At 37.8% G+C, this 24,272-nt stretch carries 19 protein-coding genes, 2 tRNA genes and 2 pseudogenes; 7 read left to right on the forward strand and 16 right to left on the reverse strand.

Annotated elements, in window-relative coordinates:
- Positions 1 to 4: 4 nt before the first annotated feature.
- From argH to ACDG22_RS03820, 3 genes are all read left to right on the forward strand, one after another.
- Positions 5 to 1,345, forward strand: coding sequence for an argininosuccinate lyase (argH, locus tag ACDG22_RS03810; protein WP_022124811.1), 1,341 nt, complete (start codon positions 5 to 7; stop codon positions 1,343 to 1,345).
- Positions 1,346 to 1,422: 77 nt separating this feature from the next.
- Positions 1,423 to 1,495 (forward strand) — tRNA-Gly (locus ACDG22_RS03815).
- A 15-nt stretch (positions 1,496 to 1,510) separates the two neighbouring features.
- A tRNA-Leu gene (locus tag ACDG22_RS03820) sits at positions 1,511 to 1,595 on the forward strand.
- Positions 1,596 to 1,989: 394 nt separating this feature from the next.
- Here the strand turns inward: ACDG22_RS03820 and ACDG22_RS03825 are convergent.
- From ACDG22_RS03825 to ACDG22_RS03890, 14 genes and pseudogenes are all read right to left on the reverse strand, one after another.
- Positions 1,990 to 2,520, reverse strand: coding sequence for a hypothetical protein (locus ACDG22_RS03825; RefSeq protein WP_370858781.1), 531 nt, complete (start codon positions 2,518 to 2,520; stop codon positions 1,990 to 1,992).
- 350 nt (positions 2,521 to 2,870) lie between these two features.
- Complete coding sequence (locus ACDG22_RS03830) at positions 2,871 to 3,827, reverse strand: hypothetical protein (protein WP_270669234.1); 957 nt, start codon at positions 3,825 to 3,827, stop codon at positions 2,871 to 2,873.
- 112 nt (positions 3,828 to 3,939) lie between these two features.
- A complete protein-coding gene (locus tag ACDG22_RS03835; protein ID WP_185150252.1) occupies positions 3,940 to 4,932 on the reverse strand; it encodes an ISAon1 family transposase in 993 nt (330 codons plus the stop codon).
- Positions 4,898 to 5,284 carry an ISAon1 family transposase N-terminal region protein gene (locus ACDG22_RS03840; RefSeq protein WP_040312234.1) on the reverse strand — a complete coding sequence of 129 codons (387 nt, stop codon included), beginning with the start codon at positions 5,282 to 5,284 and terminating at the stop codon, positions 4,898 to 4,900. The genes ACDG22_RS03835 and ACDG22_RS03840 overlap by 35 nt, the downstream gene beginning before the upstream one ends.
- Positions 5,202 to 5,780 (reverse strand): hypothetical protein, encoded by a 579-nt coding sequence (locus ACDG22_RS03845; RefSeq protein ID WP_370858856.1) that lies wholly within the window; start codon positions 5,778 to 5,780, stop codon positions 5,202 to 5,204. The genes ACDG22_RS03840 and ACDG22_RS03845 overlap by 83 nt, the downstream gene beginning before the upstream one ends.
- Complete coding sequence (locus ACDG22_RS03850) at positions 5,777 to 6,085, reverse strand: helix-turn-helix domain-containing protein (protein WP_270669246.1); 309 nt, start codon at positions 6,083 to 6,085, stop codon at positions 5,777 to 5,779. The genes ACDG22_RS03845 and ACDG22_RS03850 overlap by 4 nt, the downstream gene beginning before the upstream one ends.
- Before the next feature lie 85 nt (positions 6,086 to 6,170).
- The gene (locus ACDG22_RS03855) at positions 6,171 to 6,494 is read right to left on the reverse strand and encodes a hypothetical protein (RefSeq protein WP_270669245.1); all 324 of its coding nucleotides are present in this window, start codon (positions 6,492 to 6,494) and stop codon (positions 6,171 to 6,173) included.
- A gap of 33 nt (positions 6,495 to 6,527) precedes the next feature.
- Positions 6,528 to 7,745, reverse strand: coding sequence for a transposase (locus tag ACDG22_RS03860; protein WP_007566665.1), 1,218 nt, complete (start codon positions 7,743 to 7,745; stop codon positions 6,528 to 6,530).
- A gap of 193 nt (positions 7,746 to 7,938) precedes the next feature.
- The gene (locus ACDG22_RS03865) at positions 7,939 to 8,379 is read right to left on the reverse strand and encodes a hypothetical protein (RefSeq protein ID WP_270669222.1); all 441 of its coding nucleotides are present in this window, start codon (positions 8,377 to 8,379) and stop codon (positions 7,939 to 7,941) included.
- Positions 8,380 to 8,422: 43 nt separating this feature from the next.
- Entirely contained in the window at positions 8,423 to 9,883 is a 1,461-nt protein-coding gene (locus tag ACDG22_RS03870; RefSeq protein WP_270669221.1) for a site-specific integrase, read from the reverse strand.
- Between the two features lie 320 nt (positions 9,884 to 10,203).
- Positions 10,204 to 10,443: pseudogene (locus tag ACDG22_RS16520) on the reverse strand (transposase); the annotation flags it as partial.
- Positions 10,444 to 10,898: 455 nt separating this feature from the next.
- Positions 10,899 to 11,378, reverse strand: coding sequence for a hypothetical protein (locus ACDG22_RS03880; RefSeq protein WP_370858782.1), 480 nt, complete (start codon positions 11,376 to 11,378; stop codon positions 10,899 to 10,901).
- Positions 11,350 to 11,460 (reverse strand): transposase, encoded by a 111-nt coding sequence (locus ACDG22_RS03885; RefSeq protein WP_370858783.1) that lies wholly within the window; start codon positions 11,458 to 11,460, stop codon positions 11,350 to 11,352. Before ACDG22_RS03885 ends, ACDG22_RS03880 begins: the two co-directional genes overlap by 29 nt.
- A gap of 332 nt (positions 11,461 to 11,792) precedes the next feature.
- A pseudogene (locus ACDG22_RS03890) lies at positions 11,793 to 12,112 on the reverse strand (ISAon1 family transposase N-terminal region protein); the annotation flags it as partial.
- A 540-nt stretch (positions 12,113 to 12,652) separates the two neighbouring features.
- Between ACDG22_RS03890 and ACDG22_RS03895 the strand changes: the two are divergent.
- The 3 genes from ACDG22_RS03895 (at position 12,653) to ACDG22_RS03905 (ending at position 19,692) form a co-directional block, all read left to right on the forward strand.
- Positions 12,653 to 14,689, forward strand: coding sequence for a glycoside hydrolase family 71/99 protein (locus ACDG22_RS03895; protein WP_270230374.1), 2,037 nt, complete (start codon positions 12,653 to 12,655; stop codon positions 14,687 to 14,689).
- A 68-nt stretch (positions 14,690 to 14,757) separates the two neighbouring features.
- Positions 14,758 to 16,512, forward strand: a complete 1,755-nt coding sequence (locus ACDG22_RS03900) for an alpha-L-rhamnosidase-related protein (RefSeq protein WP_270230385.1) — start codon at positions 14,758 to 14,760, stop codon at positions 16,510 to 16,512.
- 33 nt (positions 16,513 to 16,545) lie between these two features.
- Positions 16,546 to 19,692, forward strand: a complete 3,147-nt coding sequence (locus ACDG22_RS03905) for a glycosyl hydrolase (protein WP_270230384.1) — start codon at positions 16,546 to 16,548, stop codon at positions 19,690 to 19,692.
- 271 nt (positions 19,693 to 19,963) lie between these two features.
- Here the strand turns inward: ACDG22_RS03905 and istB are convergent, their stop codons facing one another.
- Together istB and istA are read right to left on the reverse strand one after the other, a co-directional pair.
- The gene (istB, locus tag ACDG22_RS03910; RefSeq protein WP_040311749.1) at positions 19,964 to 20,686 is read right to left on the reverse strand and encodes an IS21-like element helper ATPase IstB; all 723 of its coding nucleotides are present in this window, start codon (positions 20,684 to 20,686) and stop codon (positions 19,964 to 19,966) included.
- Positions 20,687 to 20,692: 6 nt separating this feature from the next.
- Positions 20,693 to 22,300: an IS21 family transposase gene (istA, locus tag ACDG22_RS03915; protein WP_007566682.1), complete on the reverse strand. Its 1,608-nt coding sequence runs from the start codon at positions 22,298 to 22,300 to the stop codon at positions 20,693 to 20,695.
- A gap of 397 nt (positions 22,301 to 22,697) precedes the next feature.
- On the opposite strand from istA, the gene ACDG22_RS03920 reads away from it, so the two are divergent.
- Positions 22,698 to 24,056 carry a transposase gene (locus tag ACDG22_RS03920; protein WP_370858784.1) on the forward strand — a complete coding sequence of 453 codons (1,359 nt, stop codon included), beginning with the start codon at positions 22,698 to 22,700 and terminating at the stop codon, positions 24,054 to 24,056.
- Positions 24,057 to 24,272 lie beyond the last annotated feature (216 nt).

A 24,272-nucleotide genomic window follows, 5' to 3' on the forward strand; every position in this document is an offset into this window, starting at 1 on the left:
AACTATGGCTCAGAAACTTTGGGAAAAAAGCGTTCAGGTAAATGAGGAAATAGACCGTTTTACCGTAGGAAAAGACCGTGAGCTGGACCTTTATCTGGCTAAGCATGATGTTTTAGGTTCGATGGCTCATATTACTATGCTTGAAAGTATTGGTCTGTTGTCGGCAGATGAGTTGCAGGTTTTATTGGCAGAACTGAAGAATATTTACGCTTCTGCCGAACGTGGCGAGTTTGTCATCGAAGACGGAATAGAAGATGTACATTCACAAGTAGAGCTGATGCTGACTCGTAAGTTGGGAGATGTTGGAAAAAAGATACATAGCGGGCGCTCGCGAAATGATCAGGTACTGGTCGATTTGAAACTCTTTACTCGCGAGCAACTTAAGCAGATTGCTGAGGCTGTGGAAGATTTGTTCCATGTATTGATTTCTCAGAGCAATAAATATAAAGGTGTATTGATGCCGGGGTATACCCATTTGCAGATAGCTATGCCTTCTTCATTTGGCTTGTGGTTTGGTGCTTATGCCGAGAGCCTGGTTGACGACATGATGTTTTTGCAGGCAGCATATAAAATGTGTAACCGCAATCCTTTAGGTTCAGCAGCCGGTTATGGTTCATCTTTCCCGCTCGATCGCGAAATGACGACCCGCCTTTTGGGATTCGATTCAATGAATTATAATGTGGTTTATGCTCAGATGGGACGTGGAAAGATGGAGCGCAATGTGGCATTTGCATTGGCTTCTATCGCCGGAACCATTTCGAAAATGGCTTTTGATGCTTGTATGTTCAGCAGCCAGAACTTTGGCTTTGTGAAGCTCCCCGACGAATGTACCACAGGCTCCAGCATTATGCCTCATAAAAAGAATCCGGATGTATTTGAGTTGACCCGTGCAAAATGTAACAAGTTGCAGTCACTCCCTCAGCAGATTATGATGATAATGAATAATCTTCCTTCCGGATATTTCCGTGATTTGCAAATTATCAAAGAGGTTTTCCTTCCCGCATTCGAAGAATTGAAAGATTGTCTGCGTATGTCTGCTTACATTATGGATAAGATAAAGGTAAATGAGCATATATTGGACGATGATAAATATCTGTATATATTCAGTGTGGAAGAAGTTAACCGTCTGGCAGCAGAAGGTATGCCTTTCCGTGATGCTTATAAGAAAGTAGGATTGGATATTGAAGCCGGCAAATTTACTCATAACAAACAGGTGCATCATACCCATGCTGGAAGTATAGGTAATTTATGCAATGATAAAATAGTCGGTTTAATGGAAGAAATATCGAAAGGGTTTAACTTCTCAGCAGTAGAACAAGCTGAAAAAAGCCTTTTAGGTCGATAAAATATATTTTTTTGTAAAGAAAACGGGAGAAATGTTTGGAGCTTATTATAAAACTCCCTACATTTGCACCCGTAAACGCGGAAATAGCTCAGTTGGTAGAGCATAACCTTGCCAAGGTTAGGGTCGCGAGTTCGAGTCTCGTTTTCCGCTCTTCTTTGAAAGGCTGCTCGAATGGTGGAATCGGTAGACACGAGGGACTTAAAATCCCTTGGCCATTGCGGCTGTGCGGGTTCAAGTCCCGCTTCGAGTACGACAAAGCGCAGGTAATCCCTTGTAGGTCAATGACTTATGAGGGATTTCTTTTTATGTGCATAAACATAGCATAAACAAACTCAAATTTAGCTGTTTATGTGGAAATAAAAAAGCCACCTTGCAATGAAGATGGCTAATCATTATAATATGCTGTTTTTGCTATATGGTAAGTAGGAATTTTCAATTTTAATGGGGTGGGGTGTATCCTATCCCCCTTTTTGAAAAAAGTCCTCAGAAAAGTCAGATAGCAAAATTGAAATTTTTATTTTTCATTTTACCAACTATCAGATGTCTTTGCTGCAGTGTTTAAGTCAGAAACAATAGAATTAAAATAATTTGCTACAATTTGTTCATTGTTATTTTCTGCAATAGTTTGAAAAGTTTTACTACTATCAAGACGCAACATGCCAATAACTCCAGAATCTACATACATTTTGTTTTATAACAGGGTAATTGTATCGTATTTTCCCATCTTTAAATTCAATAGTAAGATTAAATAGAATATCACAGCTATATCCATTATATCTAAAGACATTGGATGAATAACCTTCTACTGAAATAATATTATCACTTATTGTATGTATTGCGTCTTTAGGGGATTTAAACATTGTAGTTAATTTAGATATAATAGAAGATTTCATATCAGAGGCTTTAAGCCCTGTAAACTCATAAACAATAAAATTTCTTTTGTTGTTTTGTGTGTTAGAAAATCCATTTGATGTTACCAAAAACTTAGGCTCTTTGTCAATATTGGAGCGTGAATTCCTTAGTATATCAGACGCATTGCCTAACTTAGGCAATCTTGATATTATAACAGAGTCAGGTCTTTTTCCATTGACATTGTTTTGTGCATTTGTAGTAATTGGCAATAGCAGTAAAGATATAGCATACAATGCCAGAGTTTTTACATTTATTACATTCATAGTTTTGTATTTAAAAGTATAAAAATAGCGTGAGCAAATACTATGCTACGCTGATAGGTATCGCCAAACACCTTGCCCCATAACAAGTACGCCCACGCATATCGTGAGCATTCACTGATTGTTATTGGGGCATTGACTAAATTGGCGATTTTATCAGCCCAAAACAATAGCAAACGCTAAAGTTCTAATATATGTCTTGAAATAGCAATAAGCTTGCTAAATCATCGCAAAAATAGCTTAAGTTTTTGATAATAAGAAATTTTATCCCTTATATTTATTATATACTAATACTAAATATATATATTATATAAATATATTTATGCGATATGTATATATAAAGAGGGTTTGCCTTAACTACATTGTTCTTTTAATTTTTCAGTAATATCCCATTTGCTGGTCTTTTCTTCTTTCAGTTTCTTTATTAATGAGTTTATTTGTCTTTTTCTTGCTTTTTTATCACTATCAGAAAGAATATCCTTAGATATATTGTTTATTCTGTTGTATAACTTCTTTTGGGTCTCCTGAATTGAAAAATTGCTGTTTATCATACTCTCTGCAAGCTCCAATAGGATAATATCAGCTGTCTTTAGACTTTTTTTGTCGTTGGGAGTAACAATGGATTTCATTGTAGATAGCCTTGAATATTGATATATTAAGTCAGTACTTATAGTTGTCTGAAATGCTGGCTTAACTAAATCAGAAAGTTTTATACCTATGCCATTATTAAAGTATTGATGAGGCTTTTTATAATGTGCCTCCCATTTAAGATAATGCTCTGCAGGATTCCAGCCAATATCTATAAGTGTTTGTTTTCCTATATTGCTTTGTTTGTTTTTTATGTTTCTATTTATATCATACATCTTAAGTGATAGGTTTTGAGCTTCCCACCATTTGAAATATCCTCTGTCTTTTCCTCTTTCATTCATTGTAAGTTTCTTGTCATCGCTGTAGTGTTTAGTAATATATTCTTTAGGTTCATATTCTACTTTGATTATCTTTCCAAATTCAAACTCATCTACATAGGCATCCCATAGATGGCATTTTAACATATTCTCAATGGTTTTTATGGCTTCGCAAAATATAGAATTGGAATATGTAAAGTTGTGTCCTTGAATGAAATATGTGATACTGCCTTGTAGTTTTAGTGTATTTGAGTTTTCATACCAATATAACTTTAAGTCATTGCAACCATGTAAGATGTATTTGGTGCAGCCTGTATCTTTGTAGAAAACCTTTATTTGGCAGTTATTCAGAAAAGGTTTATCTTTGTTCTGAAAATGTTTGGTTACTGCTATATAATCAATCATTTTAATATCCAAATTTAGAGGGTGAAGATTTTTGTCTCCACCCTTTGTTTATTTATATGATTGTGCTTATATATTCAGCAACCTCTTCCAGAAATGGAGGGTCAGTAGAAATTTAGTGGGGATACGCATATAGCTTCGCAATGCGGAATAAAAAGAACTTCTTATCAGCTACTCCTCTTAGATTTGCTCTGAACAGTTTAATTTTTGCATTGAACGATTCTGCCATCGCATTTGAAGAACGATGGTTGTAGAAATTCAGTATTTCATCATAGTGCTCATAGAAAGTAGCAGCAATGACATTAAAAGAATGCATCCCTGCTTCTTCTACTTTATTATACCATCGTGCCATAGCCAAACGTGCAGCGTCCTTTATGGTGTTCTTAGAGAAAATCATCCGCAGGGAATGGCACAAACCGTATGCCTTTTTGATGTCAGGGTATTCCTCAAATAGGATTGCTGCCCTTTGCTTCTGTTTTTCCGTCCATTTATCAGCTGACTTGAAAAGCAGATACCGGGAGCGTATAAGTAATTCCCTACGGGTGTCGCCATTGGAATATCGGTATGGGACATAATCTTCGTTCTTCCGCTTAGCTTCTTCCATTTCCTCATTGGCCTGCTGTATGGCATCCCAACGGTGTTTGATGCGTAATTCCTGCACGGCATCACAAGCTAATTTCTGAATGTGAAAACGGTCTATTACACGGCTGGCTTCAGGAAATGCAGTCCGTACAATCTTGCGCATGGAGTCTGAAAGGTCAAGTGTCACTTCTTTAACGGCATAACGGCTTTCCTCGTCAATTCGTTGCAGCACAGCTATTACATCCTCTGATTTAGTTCCTGCCACGACAGCTACCAGGGAGCACTCTCTCGTACAGGCATCACGGTTGGTTACAAAGGTGTAAAGTTCACCGTTGGAGAGTGAGGTCTCGTCAATCGCCAGATACGGTCCCATATTTTCCGGAAACAGCATCCATTCACCGGCATGGGATAACTGTTCCCAATTACGATATCCGCTGAGAACCTCCTTGTACTGTTTTTCAAATGTATGACCATCTATATGATAGAATTCCTCAAGCGTACGGCAGGTCACTGGGGATGTCTCCATACGTTTCTTTTAAAAAAGCCCCAAATTCTTTGGAGTATCTGGTTCCCTTGGCTACAACATCGAGGTCGATGGGAATACTGAAACTTTTACCTGCGCGCAAGTCCGTCCAACGACGACGTCTGATCTTGAGGATTACCTTATGGTCCCGTATGGGAAAGTCTGTCACATTAACAGCTTCCATAAAACCTTTGGATTCAAAATGTTCGTCATTGCTTAACTTGGAATTCATCTTTTCATCCAGACTAATATGAATCTCTTGAGAGGTTTGTTCAACTCCAGAGATAAGAAAGTAATCTAATATCTGAGCCGGCAACACGAGGCTGGCTAGCATGTTCAAATAATCGTTTTTCATAATGCGAAGTAAGCAATACCTTACGAGTATAAAAAATAATCCCCACGAAATTTCTACTGACCCGAAATGGAAGCATTCCTTTGAAATAGAATATCTCTATTTTATCCCAATTATAATCTTTACTATATAGGATAATAAGGTCGCCAGTATCAGATTCTTTTGTTATTGTACCACTTTCGCCAGTTATCCCAATACTGCCATATCCTATAAATGAAGGATAATTTTCTATTTCCCATATTTGTGTACTTACTCTGTAGGGTGCAAATTGTTTAAGGTGTGATTCCTCTTTTTTGCTGAATGTACCTTTTAGTTGAGCCTCAACATTCTGTAGATTTCTGCCTTTTTTGGCACATTTGACATTGTTGCTACCTCTGAATATTGAAATTGTTTTAGGTAGAAATGTAAAGCCACTATCCCAAATATAGCTTGTGTTTGTGTTGGGCTTTCTTTCATAGGTAGCCTTTTGGAGGCAGTTTTGTATAAATTGCTTGTTCATACTCTGCCTCCTTTCTGACTTCTTGAATTAATGTAATGTTCTTGCATGAAAGATTCTAAATCAGACTGCTTTACATAGATTTTTCTACCAAACTGACTGAAGGGTATTCTCCTTTCGTCTCGATAAGTCTGCCATGTTTTTGCAGATATACCTAAAATCTTTCTTACTTGTGTGGATTCAATCCACTGGTTACTTACTTCTTCTTCTGATTTCTTTTGAAGAAGGTTTTCTACATTTGATAATGTTCTTGAGATGTTCTCCCAAATTGCTTGTGGTATTACTACCATTGTTGTTGTTTCTGCCATATTTTATTATATCAAATTTCCCAGTAAGGGACATCCTTACTTTTGCTTTGATGATATGGCAAATGTATTATAATGAATTTGGGGCTTATGGATTAGTTTCTTGGGAAATATTTTGATTTTTCCCCATGATTTTTTCCCATGAGATTTTCCTTAATCTATATCTTATATGGTCAGATTTTTCTTTTTGGTTTAAAGTACTATCTCTATTTTTATTTTGTATATAATATAATAAATCATATATAAAGGCTAAATTGTTATTGCTTATTGCTTTTGTACCTTTTTTGTTTATTTTGCTTGTAATAAACCCTTTTGTAGTAGAAAACCTAAGAATATATTCAATGGTTTGTAGTTCTTTGTCTTTTTCTATCTTTCTATCCATTTCTTTTAAAAGTTTATACCATTCACTCATATTTAACAATAGTTCGTTAAAAATTCGCCAAGCCTAAGCGGCTCTGGCAGTAAATAAAATGAGTTCTTTGAAAAGTTTGTCAATAACTTGCGGGTCTGGGCTAATCCCAAACACGCAAATAAATCGTTCAAGCATATAAGCATTGTGTATGAAAGACTTGCAGGAGGATATGGAATAGGTTATTCCGAGCCTCTTACATGCCGCTTTGGCCAAGTTGACAGCAGCAAGCGATGCATTGAAGTGAAAATCCAATTTCCTGAAGTCGGTAGACTGGCAGCTGGTGATTCCTGCATGCTGCTTGCCATCTCTAAAGCAAAATTCCAGTTGGAACCTGGTTCTGTAATAATCCAGCACCTCACGTCCATCCATGGAATCGTCTGTAGAGAAGTAAAGCTGCCACTTGTCTGTCCTCCCGTCCATCGGATACCAGATGGCTAAGGAAACATACCTTTTGAGAGCTTTTGCATATACCCTCAATCCGTATAGCTTTCCCTTGTTCACCTCGTATTCCTTGCACCGGGTCAAATCCAGATTGGCAAAGTCAATCCTGCCGTCAAACCACTTGGGATGGCCACGTTTTCCTGTTTTCTGTTCCAATGTCGGATAGTACAGGATTACGTCATTCCGAAAGCGGCTGATGACATGGAAATCGTTCTCACACATAGGTGTTACGAAAGTTTCCTTGGAAAAGAATGCGTCTGCAACCACCGTTTTGGATATGCTTTGCAGCTTGTCTTTTCTGCTGATAAGATAGCAGCTGTACCAGTCAACAAGGTTCTTGTCCATATTATCCAAGGTCTTACAATCCGGCGTCTGAATGGAACCTAAAGTCATGCATTCATGGTTGTCGATGTCAATGACACCGATGCCCATGATTTCCAGTCCACGCTTGTATTCTCCTGCACAACCGGACCAGAAGTAACCTATCCAAGGTGTCTTCTTGCCTGATTTGGGAATATAGGAAGGATCGATGGCGATGGCTTTTCTTTTGCCTGTGAGATACTTGCTGATGATAGATCCGTTGAACGCAAACCAGTCGAAAGTTTCATGCTCAAAAAGGTTGCGATAAGTCTGTTCTGAGAAACAGCCATATCTGCCCAATTGAAGGAAATTTATACGATCCGGGATGGCCATGAATAATTTCATGGTGTCCATGAATGCTTTTTCAAAAGGTTTGTGTATATTCGCTACTGATTTGAGAGCCGACAGGCACTCGGATTGGTATTGCATAAGGAGTGTTTCTTTAGTCATAATCAGAAGAGTTCAGAGACTTCTAATTTACTAAGAAATAACGAATTATGCAATACTTTCCTCCTTTATTATCAGCAGGTTAGCTCTCTTTTTTCAGCACATTTCTTCATGCTTAACCATTCGTTTTTGACAACATTTCAATGACCTCTTTAGTGTTTCCGAACCAGCTTTTGCCGGTTCTGTTGTTTAACTTTTAATCTTTCGGTAAAAATTTACCGAAGTATTGATTTAATTGTGACGTTTTTAATATTGAAAGGTTTATATTAGTACGTGAACTTGCGTAATTTAAAAAATCACTGATTTCCTTGGATATTTTCTTTTGAATGGAATCTATAAGTTTAATCCTTTGAAATATGTTTATAGTATAATAATCCTTATTTTTTAAAGATACCAGTTTACAACCATCTTCATTGTTGAGAAGAAAGTTTAGTAGGTCAATATCATTAATAATACTTTCAGTTGGACTATATATGATAGATTCATATTGTAATGTAGTGGATATAAAAGGCTTTAATTCATTACTATTTACCTCAAAACCATAATTGCTAAATATATCTTTAATGTCGTTTTGGTATTTATTTAGTTCATTTGTAAGTTTCGCTGATTTTATTTTTAACTCTTCTTTTTTATCCATAATGCTATATATTTTTTATTGTTATTAAAAAGGATAACTATTCTTATCTTTTAGCTTGTTTGATGAGGCTTTCAATTTCATCTGCTTTCATGTTCTGAATAAGCCTTATCAGTTCTTCTTTACTGCTATCTTCTTTGCTACTATCAAAAACCATAGCCATTGTTTGGTCTTGTGATTGGTAGTCAAATTTAGAAAGATATGATTCTGTGGTTTTAATGTCAGAGTGTCCTAAAGCATTACAGATGTCATATACATTAGCATTCTTTTGTCTTGCTATGTTGGCAAATGAATGTCTTGCTATGTGCATTGATAGTTTCTTGTTTATTCCAGCTAAATCAGCTATTTGTTTAAGGTATTTGTTTATCAGACTGTTCTTAGAGTTTACTTGCTGCATTAGATTCTTTTTGATGTCTGCTGGTAGCTTTTCTTTGTCCTCCCATGAGATTGCCTTTGCATATATAGCATTATTGTCTAATAGAGGGAATATATAATTAGTAGTAGGCTGTTCTATATCCATGTAATGAGAAAGAATATTTAAGGCTGGCTCAAATAATTTGATATTCTTTTGTGTGCTGGTTTTATCCATGCGATATATCAGTCTTTTGTCTGATGTTATATTGATACCTCTTAGCTGTATTAAGTCTCCAGCTCTCATGCCAGCGCAATAGTAGGCAAATAAGAAATAATTTCTACAATGCCATATCAGACTATCCTTTTCTAAAGGAAGTCTCTCTATGAGTTTTATTTCATTTTCTGTGAGCTTTTCTTTGTTTGTATCTATTGTTTCACATTTGAAGTTTTCAAAAGGATTGCTTTTTATATTAAGTCCTTCAGCTTCCAACTCCCATACACCTTTTTTGTAGATAGATGCAAAGTTGTCAAAAATCTTACTTATAGTATTCTGCTGTAGTGTTAATTCTGCATCTTTTGAGTTTGGAAGTGATTGTAAGTAGGTCTTGAATTTATTAAGGAATGAAAGTGTTATATCAGTGAAAAGTAGTTGTCCTTTTAGCTTTGACATATAGGTTTTAAGCTCATCTTTCTTTTTAGGCAGCTTTAATACATCATTGGGGCTAACTCTATTCACATATAGTTTTAGCTTATTTATAAATGTGACATATTTTGTGGCTGTCCTATAATTACCAGCTGCAAATGTTCTTTCAGCATATTCTTCTGCATAAGAAATAAAGTTAAATGTCTTATCCTCTTTTTTTATAGCATTGATGATTGTGCTGGCAGTTGAGGCTTTTCCTTCATCTTTTAGTTCTCTATAAGTCTGCTTAACCTTTTCCATTTCTTTGTCTAAGGTGTTGTTCCATGAGATGTAATTAGGCTCTTTTTTAGAGATTCTTTGTCCTTTCTTTTGCCAGTGAGATAAACTTTCCAACTCTATGGTAGTCTTGATTTTCTTATGCTTTCTGTTTTCAGTAATACGAATAAAAATAGCATAATGTCCTTTGCTATTCTTTTTCTTGTCAATTTCAAAATTAAATGTTATTGCCATAATTTTATCATTTTAATATCCACTACAAAGATAGTAAATAATGGCTTTACATAAACATTTTACATAAACAAATTGGTGTATTTATTATATTTTATTACATTTGCATTGTGTTGTTGGCTTGTCTAATATACTGAAAATTAGTATAATATAGAAATAGTAAGAAGAAGTAGAATGTATTTTTCTTAGTCCCGCTTCGAGTACGAAATAAAAATCGCAATTATCTGGATAGCAGGTAGTTGCGATTTTTATTTTATATACTTGCACCACATTTGGAATCAACGTAAAAACGGATCAACGTAAAAACCTGAGGGATTCTCAAATTACGCATAAATTTTAGACAGTCTAAATAGAAAGAAAGCTCTATCCTTCACTCCCCTGAATTGTGAGCGAAAGTTCTTTATTTTAGCATTAAAAGACTCTGATGCAGCGTTTGTAGAACGTCTTTCAAAGTAGTTTATAATTTCAAGATAATGTGTTTGTATGGATCTTGCCACTCTTTCAAAGGCAAGGAAGCCTGATTTGTTTATTTCGTCATACCATCTTGTAAGTCTTGTTAATGCAGTATCCTTATGCCTGCACTAGTGATATATCAGTCCGAGTCTCATAGAAAGATAATATGCTTTCTTTATATCAGGATATTCCCTGAACAGGATGGCGGCACGGATACGTTGTGATTTAGTTCATAGGGATTCTTTCTAATAGAGAAGATAGATGTTTCTTACCAGCAGCTGCTTTCTTGGATCCCCATTTTCGAAGACTGGAGCATGATAAGGCTTTTCGCATACCCTGGCATATGCCAGGGTATGGATTTCGTATGCTCGGCATGAGTATTAGCTAACGGGTGCAAGTCCCCAATGAGCCCTAATAGCGGGAATCATACAGCCAAAAGCAAGGGTGTCCATCGCGAGTTGGAATCTGAAAGAAGCTGGCGGCAAACATCTGGTCTGACGAACAGAAACTTCATATAAGGCATATGACCGTGGGTAAGGTTGCGAAACAAACTAAAGCCCTATAGCTATTCGGGACGGTTAGTGTAAATGGAGCAGACATAAGATTGAAAGTTAATACCCTTATCCGAGGATGTCTCACGGACATATGGTGAGGATGAATGATTCGAAGTACCATGATGGAGTAAAGCTTGCCGTGAGAAGTCAGCAGAGGTCGTAGTACCCAAGGCATGTATGCCTATAGGGAAGGACCAAACTTTATTTAAACGGCATAACTGAAAACTACCGTTTGTTGGAACGAATGCATAAAACCAAAACAGAAGTATTGGGCTACCTTTAAAGAGATAGGACGGAATCCGAAGGGTATAAAGGAGCGCAGACCTACAAATGGATGGTTGAAGAAGATGTCGTGGAAGTGTCTTTCGAAGAATACGAAAGGCATCCATAGTAAAGAACCGCCGTATGCCGAACGGCACGTACGGTGGTGTGAGAGGTCGGAAAACGAAAGTAGGAAGAAAACTACTTCGTTTTCCTCCTACTCGATTCATTCAGAGCTTCCCAGCGTGCCTTTACCCTCATTTCCTGAACTGCCTCATAAGCCAGCTTCTGTACATGAAAACGGTCCATCATGCGGTGTGCGTCTGGAAGGCTTTAGCAGGACGGCTGTAACAGTCTTGATATCCGTACCTTTTATGATTGCAATGACACTTCCCGAACGACTCCTTGTCTCCTTGGCTTATCAGGATTATATAAAGCTCACCTTGTGAAAAGCTGACTTCATCAATATCCACATACGGGCCGATATTCTTTTCGAAAAGAATCCATTCTTCTGCATGCGGGAGCTGGGACCAGCTCATATAACTGCCCAGATGGTCGCGGTACTGATGTTCAAGAAGTTCACCGTCCACGCCGAAAAGAAATCCCAGAAGCTTGTAGCTTACCGGAAGAGTATCAATATAGTTCTTTAAAAAAGACGCAAATTCATGCGTCATACGGCCACCTTCGGCTACCAGTTTCCAATTACGACTTACATAGCGGTCATCATCCTTTATTATCCATTGGGATGACGGATGTTTAAAAAAACGTCTTTTCGCGAACTGAGAAATCCTGGGCAACTATCGGATTATAAAATCCCTTACCCTCCACTTTCATCTTTGAATATTCGTTTGGTACTTCATTTTTTTTCTTCTTGGTAAATTGCTATTTCCCTAATGTTTCCTTGATATCTGATAAAATTTAATGTTTCTTCAGGAAGAAGGAGAAGATAATCGTTGGCTTCCATATTTTTTACTAAGTCTTTCTTCAAATAAAGATGTGATTTTTGGGATTTACCCTTTAGCTCTTATATTGAGTTGCTAATACATTATTGAAACACTTAGTTCATCTGTAAGAGCCCAAAGAATAGATTGTTCATCTGTTGATAAGAATTTAGTTAAGGTATACTCTTTTTCAGTCTGTTATTTTTCGCAGTTGAAAATCAAGGGAAATTGAGATATTTCTTTTTAAGAATAGAGATGTATTGGTTAAAAGATTATGAATTTTGTTACATGGGTAGAGATATGGTAAACATATGTTTAGGAATATTACGTACTTATAACTTAGTTGTGATAGACTTGATAAAGTCAGATGCACATTCTCTCAGAAAATATAAAATTTTTCGATTCTTTACAATGACTACCAAAAGTACTATTATAAAAGAACAAGTAAAGTAAATATTATGGTTATATCATATTCTTAAGTATTTGTATCAAAAAGTATAAATATATCGATTCTCCATCTTATAAATTTGCATTTTAAGAAATGACTTTAAATAATTTATATTATGAAGAATATTTTTTATAATTTGTTTTTATGTTTTTTTGTCCTATTTGGATATGTGGATAGGATAAATGGGTGTGAATACATTGAGAATTCAGATGATTCTCTTTATTGGGATATTTATCCTGATACTTGGGTCGCGACAGATGCTTTAGGTCGTATGATGCCAGATCATAAAAAGGTTGGTGATGTTAAAAGAGATAAGCAGCGTATTGTTGGTATTTTCTATGTTACTTGGCATTCTGATGCATTGGCTAGTCTTAATATTCCTTATCAAGCAGATGTTTCTAAGGTTTTAAAGAAGGATCCAAAAGCAAGATTGGATGGAAATCATAAGGAATGGACTGCAGGATCCTATCATTGGGGAGAACCGGAGATGGGATATTTTCTTAGTAAAGATGAATATGTTATAAGAAAAGATATGTCAATGTTGGCGGATGCAGGTGTTGATGTATTGATTATGGACGTTACAAATGCTGTAAGATATTGGGATGAGTGGGATGTACTATTTAATACGATGCTAAAAATGAAAGCAGAAGGTAATAAGGTCCCTAAATTTTGTTTTTGGGCTTTTAATGGTCCAGTTATATCTGTTGTACAAGATTTATATGATAAGGTATATAAATTAAATAAGTATAAAGATTTATGGTTTTATTGGGAAGGTAAGCCCTTATTGCTTTATAGTGGAAATCCTAAAATGGATGCTAATGGTGGTGGTGTAAAGAATCCTAATCCTCACTATGATCCGGCGGCAATTACTGATTTATCGAATCCTCATTATGGTGATAAAGATTATACTGATGAATTTTATGAGGATTATACTAAAGAAGTGAAGAGTTTTTTTACTCTTAGAACTATGTGGTGGGGATATTATGAATGGGCTGGTGAGAGATTTGTTGGAACAGAAGATAAGTGGAGTTTTGGTTATGATCTTGGAGATAAGCGCGTTTTTGAATTAACTCCTATGCAGTTAGCATCTACACATAACGGTAAAGTTGAGCAGATGGCTGTTACTCCGGCACAGCATCCCATTAGTATAATAGGTAAATCGTGGAGTCGTCAATACGGTGAGCCTGTTCTTGATGAATATGATATGCCAGATTCTGCTTATGTTTCTTGGTTGGGTAAAAAAGTTAATTCACCTACTGCCTATGGTATCTATTTTCAAGAACGTTGGGATGAGGCTCTACAAGTAGATCCTGCATTCCTTTATATAAATGATTGGAATGAATGGACTGCGGGTAAATATGTGGCAGGCAAAGCTCCGGGATCAGACCTTCCTGGACCTGCAACATTTTTAGGAAGAGAAAATCCTTTTTATTTTGTAGATCAATATAATGCAGAATTTAATAGAACTATTCAGCCGATGAAAGGTGGTTATACTGATAATTATTATATGCAAATGGCTCAAAATATTCGTCGATATAAAGGAGCTAGAGCAATTCCAAAGCATAATGGTTATAGGAAGATAAAAATTGATGGAACTTTTTCGGATTGGGATAATGTAAAAATAGAATATCGTGATACAAAAGGTGATGTGACTCATCGTGATTATAATGGATATGGAGGCAATCATTATATAAATAACTCTGGGAGAAATGATATTCTTAGATCAAAAGTAGCAGTAGATAAAAATAATATATATTTTTATGTAGAAACAGCTTCTAATTTGACAAATTCTTCAGATAGTAATTGGATGCTTTTATTTATTGATGCGGACAATAATTCTACTACTGGATGGTATGGATATGATTTTGTTATCAATAAAAATATTATTGATAATAAAACGACTGAATTGATGAAATATGAAATAGAGACAAATAAATGGATTAAAGTAGAAACTTTGAGATATAGAGTTAAAGAAAATAAGATGGAATTGAAGGTTAATAGGAAATTATTGGGATGTCATAAAGATAAGTTTATTTTTGATTTTAAATGGGCTGACAATATTTCAGATTTAAAAGATCCTATATCTTTCTGTATAAACGGAGATTCAGCTCCTAATAGGAGATTTAATTATCGTTTTATATGGAGTGAATAATTGATTTGATTAAAAAACAATTACTAATTTTTAACCTATAATAAAAATAAGTTTTTATGCAAACAAAAATGAAATATATTCTCTCTTTGTCTTTGTTGGTATCCTGTATATTAAATAGTTATGCTTCTCAGCTAGATACTCGTGTTCGTGAGTATCTAGCTCCAATACGTATTGTTTGGCAACAGAATACGGATCTTATGAATGGTACTGAGAATTTATTCCGTAAGGGTAATGGGCAACCTGATCTAGTAAATGCATATATGTGCGTAATGCGATCTGAAAATGGACGAAAACCATCAATATTACTTGATTTCGGAAAAGAAATTCAAGGTGGTATCCAAGTTGTTACAGGAATGCCGTCTTCTCAAGTGCCAAGGGCTATACGTGTGCGTTTTGGAGAGTCTGTGAGTGAGGCTATGTGTGAGATTAATGGGAGAAATGGTGCCTCTAATGATCATGCAATTCGGGATTTTGAGATGAAATTGCCGTGGCTTGGTGTTGCTGAAGTAGGAAATTCAGGATTTAGATTTGTTAGGATTGATATGCTTGATGATAATGCAGAGTTGCATATTAAAGAAGTTAGAGCAATATCGGTTTATAGAGATATTTCTTATAAAGGTTCATTTATCTCTAATGATGAATGTTTGAATAAAATCTGGCAAACTGGAGCTTACACTGTGCATTTGAACATGCAGGAGTTCCTATGGGATGGAATAAAAAGAGATAGACTTATTTGGGTTGGTGATATGCATCCTGAGGTGATGACTATTAACAGTGTTTTTGGGTATAATGAAGTAGTTCCTAAAAGTTTGAATGCTATTAAAGATGTTACTGCTTTGCCTAATTGGATGAATGGAATGAGTTCTTATTCAATATGGTGGCTATTAATACAGAGAGACTGGTTTTATTATCAAGGAGATATTGATTATTTGAAGTCACAGAAAAATTATATTGTTGACTTAGTAAACCATTTGATAAAGCATGTTGATGAAAAAGGTGTGGAAAAACTTGATGGAACCAGATTTCTTGACTGGCCTTCTTCTGAAAAACCACAAACAATTCATGCAGGTTTACAATCAATGATGGTAATGGCCATGGATGCAAGTAATGAATTATGTTTGATATTGGATGAGCCTGAACTGGCAAATAAAGCTAAAATGATAGCTAAGAAAATGAGAAAGGCTGCTCCTGCAGTACGTAAAGCATATTTGAATTCAATTAAAGATCCTTCAGAGGCTGGGATGAAACAAGGAGCAGCTTTGATGGTACTTGCGGGATTGATGGATGCAAAAGATGCTAACAAGAATATCATTTCAGTGAATGGCGCTCATGGCTTTTCAACATTTTATGGATATTATATGCTGAGAGCTATGGCTAAGGCTGGAGATTATAAGGGTGCTTTGGATATAATACGTAATTACTGGGGAGCAATGCTTGATCTTGGTGCAACAACCTTTTGGGAAGATTTTGACTTAAATTGGTTGCCTAATGCATCAAGAATCGATGAAATTGTTCCAGCAGGGAAAAAGGACATTCATGGTAGCTTTGGAGCTTATTGTTATAAGAACTTCCGTCATAGCTTCTGTCATGGATGGGCTTCTGGCCCTACTTCTTGGTTGAGTGAATATGTTTTGGGAGTTCAAGTTGTGGAGCCGGGCTGCAAAGTAGTGCGTATAGTTCCTCATCTAGGTGATCTAAAATGGGTTAAAGGAACATTTCCAACTCCTTATGGAGTTATTTCAATAAGCCATAAAGTGGGGGAAGATGGTGAAGTAATCACAGAAGTTGATGCTCCATCAGGTGTGACTGTTCTCGATGAATAATAAATATATAAAATAAAATCTTAAATGAAAGGTATGAAAATAAAATACGTTTTGTTTCTTTGTTTATGTGGAAGCCTTTTGAGCTTGACGGGCTGTGTTAAAGACAAGAGGGGAGATATGACATTTGCAGAATTAGAAGAGGCTTTCAAAACAGTTCCTGATTCTACGAAAATAGGAGTATATTGGTATTGGATCTCGAACAATATTTCAGCAGAAGGAGTGGTAAAAGATTTACAGTCTATGAAAAAGGCTGGCATAAATAGGGCTTTTATTGGAAATATTGGATTGACAGAGGTTGCGCAAGGTAAGAGTAAAGTCATGACTGATGAATGGTGGAAAGTTATACATACGGCCTTGAAAACAGCTACGGAACTCGGAATAGAAATAGGTATATTTAATAGTCCGGGTTGGAGTCAATCTGGAGGGCCTTGGATAAAAAAACATCAAAGTATGAGATATCTTGATCATGCATCTGTTTTAGTGGATGGTGGTAATAATCTGGAGATTACGTTACCAAAGATGGAGAATACTCAGAGTATAAAAGTACTGGCTTATCCTTGTATTCCTGAAGTTTCTGAAAAATGGAGTTTTACAAAAAAAATTGGTGAGAGTGTAAGTATGGAAATGAAAGCTCCGGATAAGAATATGCGTTCCTTTATTCTTAAAATAAAGACTCCTATAAAGAGTTATGGAAGGCTTTTTGCAAAAGAAGGAGATTCATTCAAGTTATTAAAAGAGTTTGATATTGATAGAAGTAATTTTGCATTGAATGTAGGATTCATTCCTGATGCTCCTATTGTAATTTCTTTGCCTGAGAATGCTGCAGATGTGTATAAATTTGAAATGGACAATTCAGGTAATGGGGATTGTACGGTAATTTTATCCTCAAAACCATATACAGAACGTTATGCAGAGAAAACATTGGCTAAAATGTTTCCAACACCTCTTCCAATGTGGGATGATTATTTGTGGGATGAACAACCGATAGTACGAGACAAGGCACAATTGATTGATGCAGAAAAAGTAATAGATTTGACAACATATGTAAAAGATAGTGTTGTGAGATGTTCTTTACCTGAAGGGAAATGGCAGATTGTACGTTATGCAATGAGTACAACAGGAGTGACTAACTCTCCAGCAAGTCCTGAAGCTACAGGCTTGGAAGTGGATAAGATGAATAAAGAACATTTAAAATATCATTTTGATTCATTTATAGGTGAGATTCTCAAGCGTATTCCGATAGAAGATAGGAAGTGTCTTAAAGTTACTGTTATGGATAGTTATGAAACTGGAGGTTTGAATTGGACAGATGATATGGAGGAAAGATTTATAAAAGCCTATGGTTATAGTCCTGTGCCTTTTTTACCGGTTTTACATGGTGAAGTTGTGGAAAGCCCTGACGTATCGGATCGATTCCTTTGGGATTTAAGAAGATTGATAGCAGACTGTGTTTCTTATGAGTATGTGGGGGCTCTTAGAGATATAAGTCATGAGCATGGTCTTACTACCTGGTTAGAAAACTATGGACATTGGGGATTCCCTGGTGAGTTTTTACAGTATGGTGGACAGTCTGATGAAGTTGCTGGAGAGTTTTGGAGTACAGGTGATTTGGGGAATATAGAAAACAGAGCTGCATCTTCTTGTGCTCATATTTATGGGAAACGTAAAGTGTGGGCTGAGTCCTTTACTGTTGGAGGAGGTGATTTTGCTCGTTATCCTTATGAAATGAAGCAACGTGGTGATAGATTTTTTACAGAGGGTATTAATGCTACACTTCTTCATGTTTATATTCATCAGCCATATGAGAATTGTTTTCCTGGTATAAATGCTCCGTTTGGAAATGAGTTTAATCGACATAACACTTGGTTTAGTCATTTGGATTTGTTTATAGATTATTTAAAACGCTGTAATATAATGCTTCAAAGAGGTACTTATGTTGCTGATGTTGCCTATTTTATAGGTGAAGATGTTCCCAAAATGACAGGCACCATTGATCCAGCACTACCAAAAGGATATTCATTTGATTATATTAATGGTGAGGTATTAATGAAGTATGCTTCAGTGGAGGATGGATTGCTGACCTTGCAAAGTGGAATGAAATATAGAGTTTTGGTTCTTCCGAATTTGAATACAATGCGTCCAGAAATATTGGAGAAAGTAAAATCATTTGTTGATGAGGGCTTGATTGTAATGGGAGATGCTCCTATGAAGTCACCAAGCCTTAAAAATTATCCAGATGCCGACAAAAAGGTACTTGCAATGGCATCTGAATTGTGGGGAAATGAAAACTTGCCTGTTCATAAATATGGTGAGGGAATGGTATATAGTCGTTCTTATTCTTTGGACTCTTTGTTGCTTGAGAATGGAATCCTTCCAGATATGAAGACGAAAGATAATGATCCTGTTCTTTTTATTCATCGTCATCTCACAGATGGGGAAATCTATTTTGTTTCTAATCAATCAGAATCTTATATTGAAATAACTCCTGAATTTAGGGTCAAAGACATGCAGCCAGAGCTTTGGAATCCGGTTACAGGGGAAATGAGATATTTACCTGAATATAAAAGTTCAAAGAATGGAATATCGGTAAATTTGTATCTTGATAAAAACGAAAGTGTTTTTGTGGTATTTCGTTCTTCTAAAAAAGCTTTTAATGGAGGTAAGAATTATCCAAGAGAGTCTGAAATTTTAGATATTGTCGGTACGTGGGATGTTCATTTTAAGTCTTTGAATGCTACGGTAGATAAGAATTGTAAAATGAACGAACTTAATAGTTGGACAGAATTTGAGGATGAGGATATAAAGTATTTCTCAGGAACAGCTACTTACAAAACTACTTTTCATGTAAAAGAAATGAATTCAGAATCGTATTATCTTGATTTAGGTAAGGTTATGGTGATGGCAAAAGTGAAACTGAATGGTCAATATATAGGTGGTGTATGGACTTCTCCTTATCGTTTATTAGTTACAGAGGGCTTGAAAGAAGGTGAAAATACTCTTGAAATAGAGGTAGTGAATAATTGGGTTAACCGTATCATCGGTGATTTAAACAAGCCTATTGAAAGTCGTACAACTTGGGCTAATGTAATTACGTGGAAACCTGAATCAGAACTTCAGAAATCTGGCCTTTTAGGACCAGTAAAGTTAATTGGTATTTCTGGAATGCACTATGTTAAATAAAATAGGCACTATAAAATATTTTGTGTAAATGGAAAATACGGGATTCAAGTTTGAGTCTCGTATTTTTTATTTTATAGGGACATTCAGTAAATAGTATAAAATTAGCCAACTAATTCATACACAAAGTGTTGCAAATTAGTTGGCTTTTTTGTATCTTTAGGTATTCCCCCGAAAATAAGGTTTGACGGCTGCATATTCCGGCGGATACCCGTTCAGCATTTCCGGTGATATCTGTTCAGTCCCCAGTTAGTATTCAGTGTTGTTGGCAAAGTTAATACTTCTTTCTTAGGCTCTCTCCTTTAAGGTCAAATTTTATTGCCTTATGCACGATTCTGTCCAGACAGGCTTCCGCAATGAGCTCGCTTTGGAACACATCATACCAGTCTGCAACGGGAAGCTGGCTGGCCAGGATGAGTGCCTTCCGGTTGTACCGGTCATCTATGATCTGTTCAAAGTCATGCTGTATCTGGCCGTCCAGCTTGACCATCCCAAAGTCATCGATAATCAGCAGGTCATGTGCGTTCAGCTTCCGGAAGAAGTTTGTTTCCCGTCCTTCCAGATGTGCAAGCTTCAGGTTCTCGATGAGCATGTTCATCGTGAAGTACAGTACCTTCCGGCCGTTCCTGCATGCCCTGTCACCCAGGGCACAGGCAAAGTAGGACTTCCCGGTTCCTGCCGGTCCGGTAATGATGACCGTCATTCCGCCCGTGATGTAATTTCCGGTTGCAAGGTCGGCTGCAGAGCAGGTCTGTATGCCCCTTGCCGTGTCCGTTTCAAGTTCTTCCATCGAGGCTCTCAGACGGAAGCCGGCATTCTTTATAAGACGCTGGATGCGGTTGTTCCCTCTCGTGTCACGTTCGTACTGGAGCATGATCTGCATGCCTTCACGCAGGGTAAGCTTGTCCAACTGATGTGTTTCTTCCAGAGAGCTCCAGCAGCTTGCCATTCCCGGAAGCTTCAGCTCGTGCAGTGTTCTTTCTGTTTCGTTGCTCATAATCATTTATTGTTGTTGGTTTATGTCATTTCCTGTAAAATAGTCTTTTCCGCGCATGTTCCCGTGGTTTGACGGTGTAGGCGCATGGAAGATTACCGTCTCGTCTGCGGATGCATTCATGCCGTTACGTCTGAGTATGGCTTCAAACTTGCTGTAGGAGTAAATACCGTACTCCATGCACTGACGGCAGGTAAGGTCAAACGTGGCAAGGTCATACTTCCTTCTGAGGCTGACTATGGAGTTGCACAGCTTGTAATACACCTCTTCAGGCTGTGCGGTACGTTTGGGGTCAAAGATTCTTTTTACATATTCATGGCAGTCAGGTGATATATCTTTTGCTTTCTCCACATAATAGGCTGCCGAACGCTCCATAATCACCCTGCAGCTGGATGCGAGATGTTCCCTGACTGTGGTATAGCCGTATGTATGGCTGCGGATATGTGAGGCCACCAGTTTCTGCTCCACATAGACCTTGACCCATGAACGCGTAAAGACTACTCTTGCCTGTTTTCCTACATGGATATAGGGGACGGAGTAAAAATGGGTCACCTTGTCCTGTCTCAGCTCCACATGGCAGTTTGCCTGTACTTTCAGATCGGCATACAGGCGCATCTCATAGGGTTCCGGTTTCAAGGGTTTCAGCAGCTCCTTCTCCATGGCATGAAAACGCTCCTCACGGCTGTAGGGACGCTTCTGCATACGGGTCTGGTTGTGCCTTTCCATCAGCTCCCATACGGCACGGTTCAGTTCCAGGAGTGAATGGAAGGTACGGTTACGCAATCTGGCATAGACACGGTTATATGTAATCCTTACGGAGTCCTCTACCAGAGCCTTCTGTGTCGGCGATGCCGGGTCGCATGGCAGTACCACGAAATGGTAGTAGTTGCCCATGTCCTCAAGAGCCTTGTTCAGCTTCGGCTCATGCCGGTCATTGCTGATTACAGCCGATTTGAGGTTGTCAGGAGTCAGTATGGAAGGTACACCGCCCAGATGTTCCAGACACATCCTTATGGCATACAGAAAGTCCTCCGTCTTCTGCGAAGGTACACATACCACATAGGTATAGTCGCTGTAAGGCATGCAGGCGACAAACACCTCCACCTTGACAATTTCTCCGGTTTCGGCATCCACATAGCTGAGCTTGTCACCGGCAAAGTCCACCATGAGCTTTTCACCCGGTTTGTAGGTGTTGGCCAGTACGGCCGTAACATCCTTCTTCGCAACGAGATTCTGCTTCAGATGGTAATAGAACTGTGACTTGCCGTAACCATCGGGATGAGTCGCACGGTATTCATCGAACAGGACCTGACGGCTTACATGGGATTTGGGGTCCGCCAGCAGTTCCCTGTATCTGGGTAGCAGGATCAGAAACTCTTCCATTCTCCTGTCCGTATATGCCGGAGAACCAGCATGGAACATCCGTTCCAACTCGGGATCGTCAATCTCAAGGAGGTCGCTGATGTTCCATCCGTTGGCTTTTACTGTATTCACATAACCGTTGACGGTTTCCTTGTCAATCGGTAACTTGCGGCTTACACCGCGGTTGGATTCTCCGGCCTGCTTGAGCTGGAGTACTTGTTTTATCAGACTCATATCCTTTGTTGTTCCTGCCATGACTGTGCTGTTTCTTGTTAGCTTACCAGCACAAAGGAAACTGAAACCGGGGAAAGAATGAACGGATATGCTCCGGAAACGAAGATATACGCTCACAATTCCATGCACGGCTGAACGGATATACTCCGGAAAATCTGAAAGCATACGTCTAAAGTGAACGGGTATGCTCCGGAAAAAGGGTGCTACAACCTGCAATTCTCGGAGGTGAACGGATATGCTCCGGAAAAATTGAGATTTTAATGTCTGGTTATCCATTTTTTCATCCTTTTAGGGGATGAACGGATAAAAATTACGCTTTTAAGGTATGGTTTTATACCCTAATAAGCTGCCGGAAAGTGAACGGGTATGCTCCGGAATATGTAGACGGCCAAAACAGGGGAAATCCTCCAACAAAGATATGGCTAAGATACAAAATATTTCGGATATTCACCCTACCTTGGGTTTTACAGAATTTGATATTCTGGAAAAATATCGCAAGAGTTTTAATGAGAGTGAACCGGGCAGGCTTCATTCAGTGTTTCCTTTTGAAGTTATGGCAAAAAACATGGGGCTGTCTGAAAATCGTCTTGGCCGCAGGAACATATTCAGTCCTTCCGCAAAGATTGCCATTATGGTCCTAAAAGCCTATACCGGACTCTCTGACAGACATCTTGTGGAACATCTTAACGACAACCTACATTACCAGATGTTCTGCGGAATCATGATAGATCCGTCTTCCCCCATAACCAACTACAAGATAGTCAGCGCCATCCGTAATGAGATAGCAGCCCGTCTTGACATTGAATCCCTTCAGGAGGTACTGGCCACACACTGGAAGCCATATCTTGAGAACCTTCACGTGTGCATGACAGATGCCACTTGTTATGAGAGTCATATGCGTTTCCCTACAGACATGAAGCTCCTTTGGGAATGTCTCGAATGGCTTTACAGACATATCTGCCGGCATTGCAAGAAGCTTGACATAAGACGCCCACGCAACAAATATGCTGATGTTGCAGATACCTATCTGTCCTACTGTAAGAAAAGAAAAAGAAAAGCATCCAGAACAAGGATGCTCAAGCGTCGTATGATCAGGCTTCTTGAGAAACTTCTCATACAGATGGATGAGATTCATAGAGATTACGGAGCCGTACTACAATATACACAGGATTACCAGAAGCGTCTTTCCATCATCAGAAAAGTTCTTGTACAGGAAAAAGAAATGTTTGAAGGCCGTAAGGTCAGTGACCGTATCGTCAGCGTTGACCGTCATTATGTGCGTCCCATCGTAAGAGGTAAAGAAACGAAATCCGTCGAATTCGGTGCGAAGGTCAATAATATACAGATAAACGGCATATCGTTCATTGAACACATCTCGTTCAAGGCTTTCAATGAGGGTATACGCCTGAAGAACTGTATCCGTATGCAGCAGAAGCTCATGAAAGTGAGAGTAACATGTGCGGCTGGCGACTCCATATATGCCAATAATGCCAACAGAAAATATTGTACTAAATATGGTATATCAACTTCCTTCGTACGCAAAGGAAGGGCTGCAAAGGATGAACACATGAGAAAGGTTCTCAGAGGTGAGCTGTCAAGGGAGAGAGCCACCAGACTTGAAGGAAGCTTCGGAACTCAAAAGCAACATTATTCACTTTCAAGGATAAAGGCACGGAACATGAAAACGGAAATACTGTGGATTTTTTTCGGAATACATACGGCAAATGCCGTACTGATGATAGACAAAATCAGGACCAGAACAGCTAAAACGGCATGACATGATTTTCATAACCAGAATCTGAAGAGGGCATCAGACTTCTTCCGGAGAGTCATGTCTTAACGGTTAGAATCAAGAGAGAAAATACAGAAAAACTACAAGAAAAATGGCATATGGAGGATTATGTTATATCATCTTCATATGCCATCATATATTTTAAGGACATTTACTGAATATCCCTACACAAAATTCTGGACAGTGTTATCGTTTGATAAC

The sequence above is a fragment of the Phocaeicola coprocola genome (genome assembly GCF_041333015.1).
GTDB classification, from domain to species: Bacteria; Bacteroidota; Bacteroidia; order Bacteroidales; family Bacteroidaceae; genus Phocaeicola; species Phocaeicola coprocola.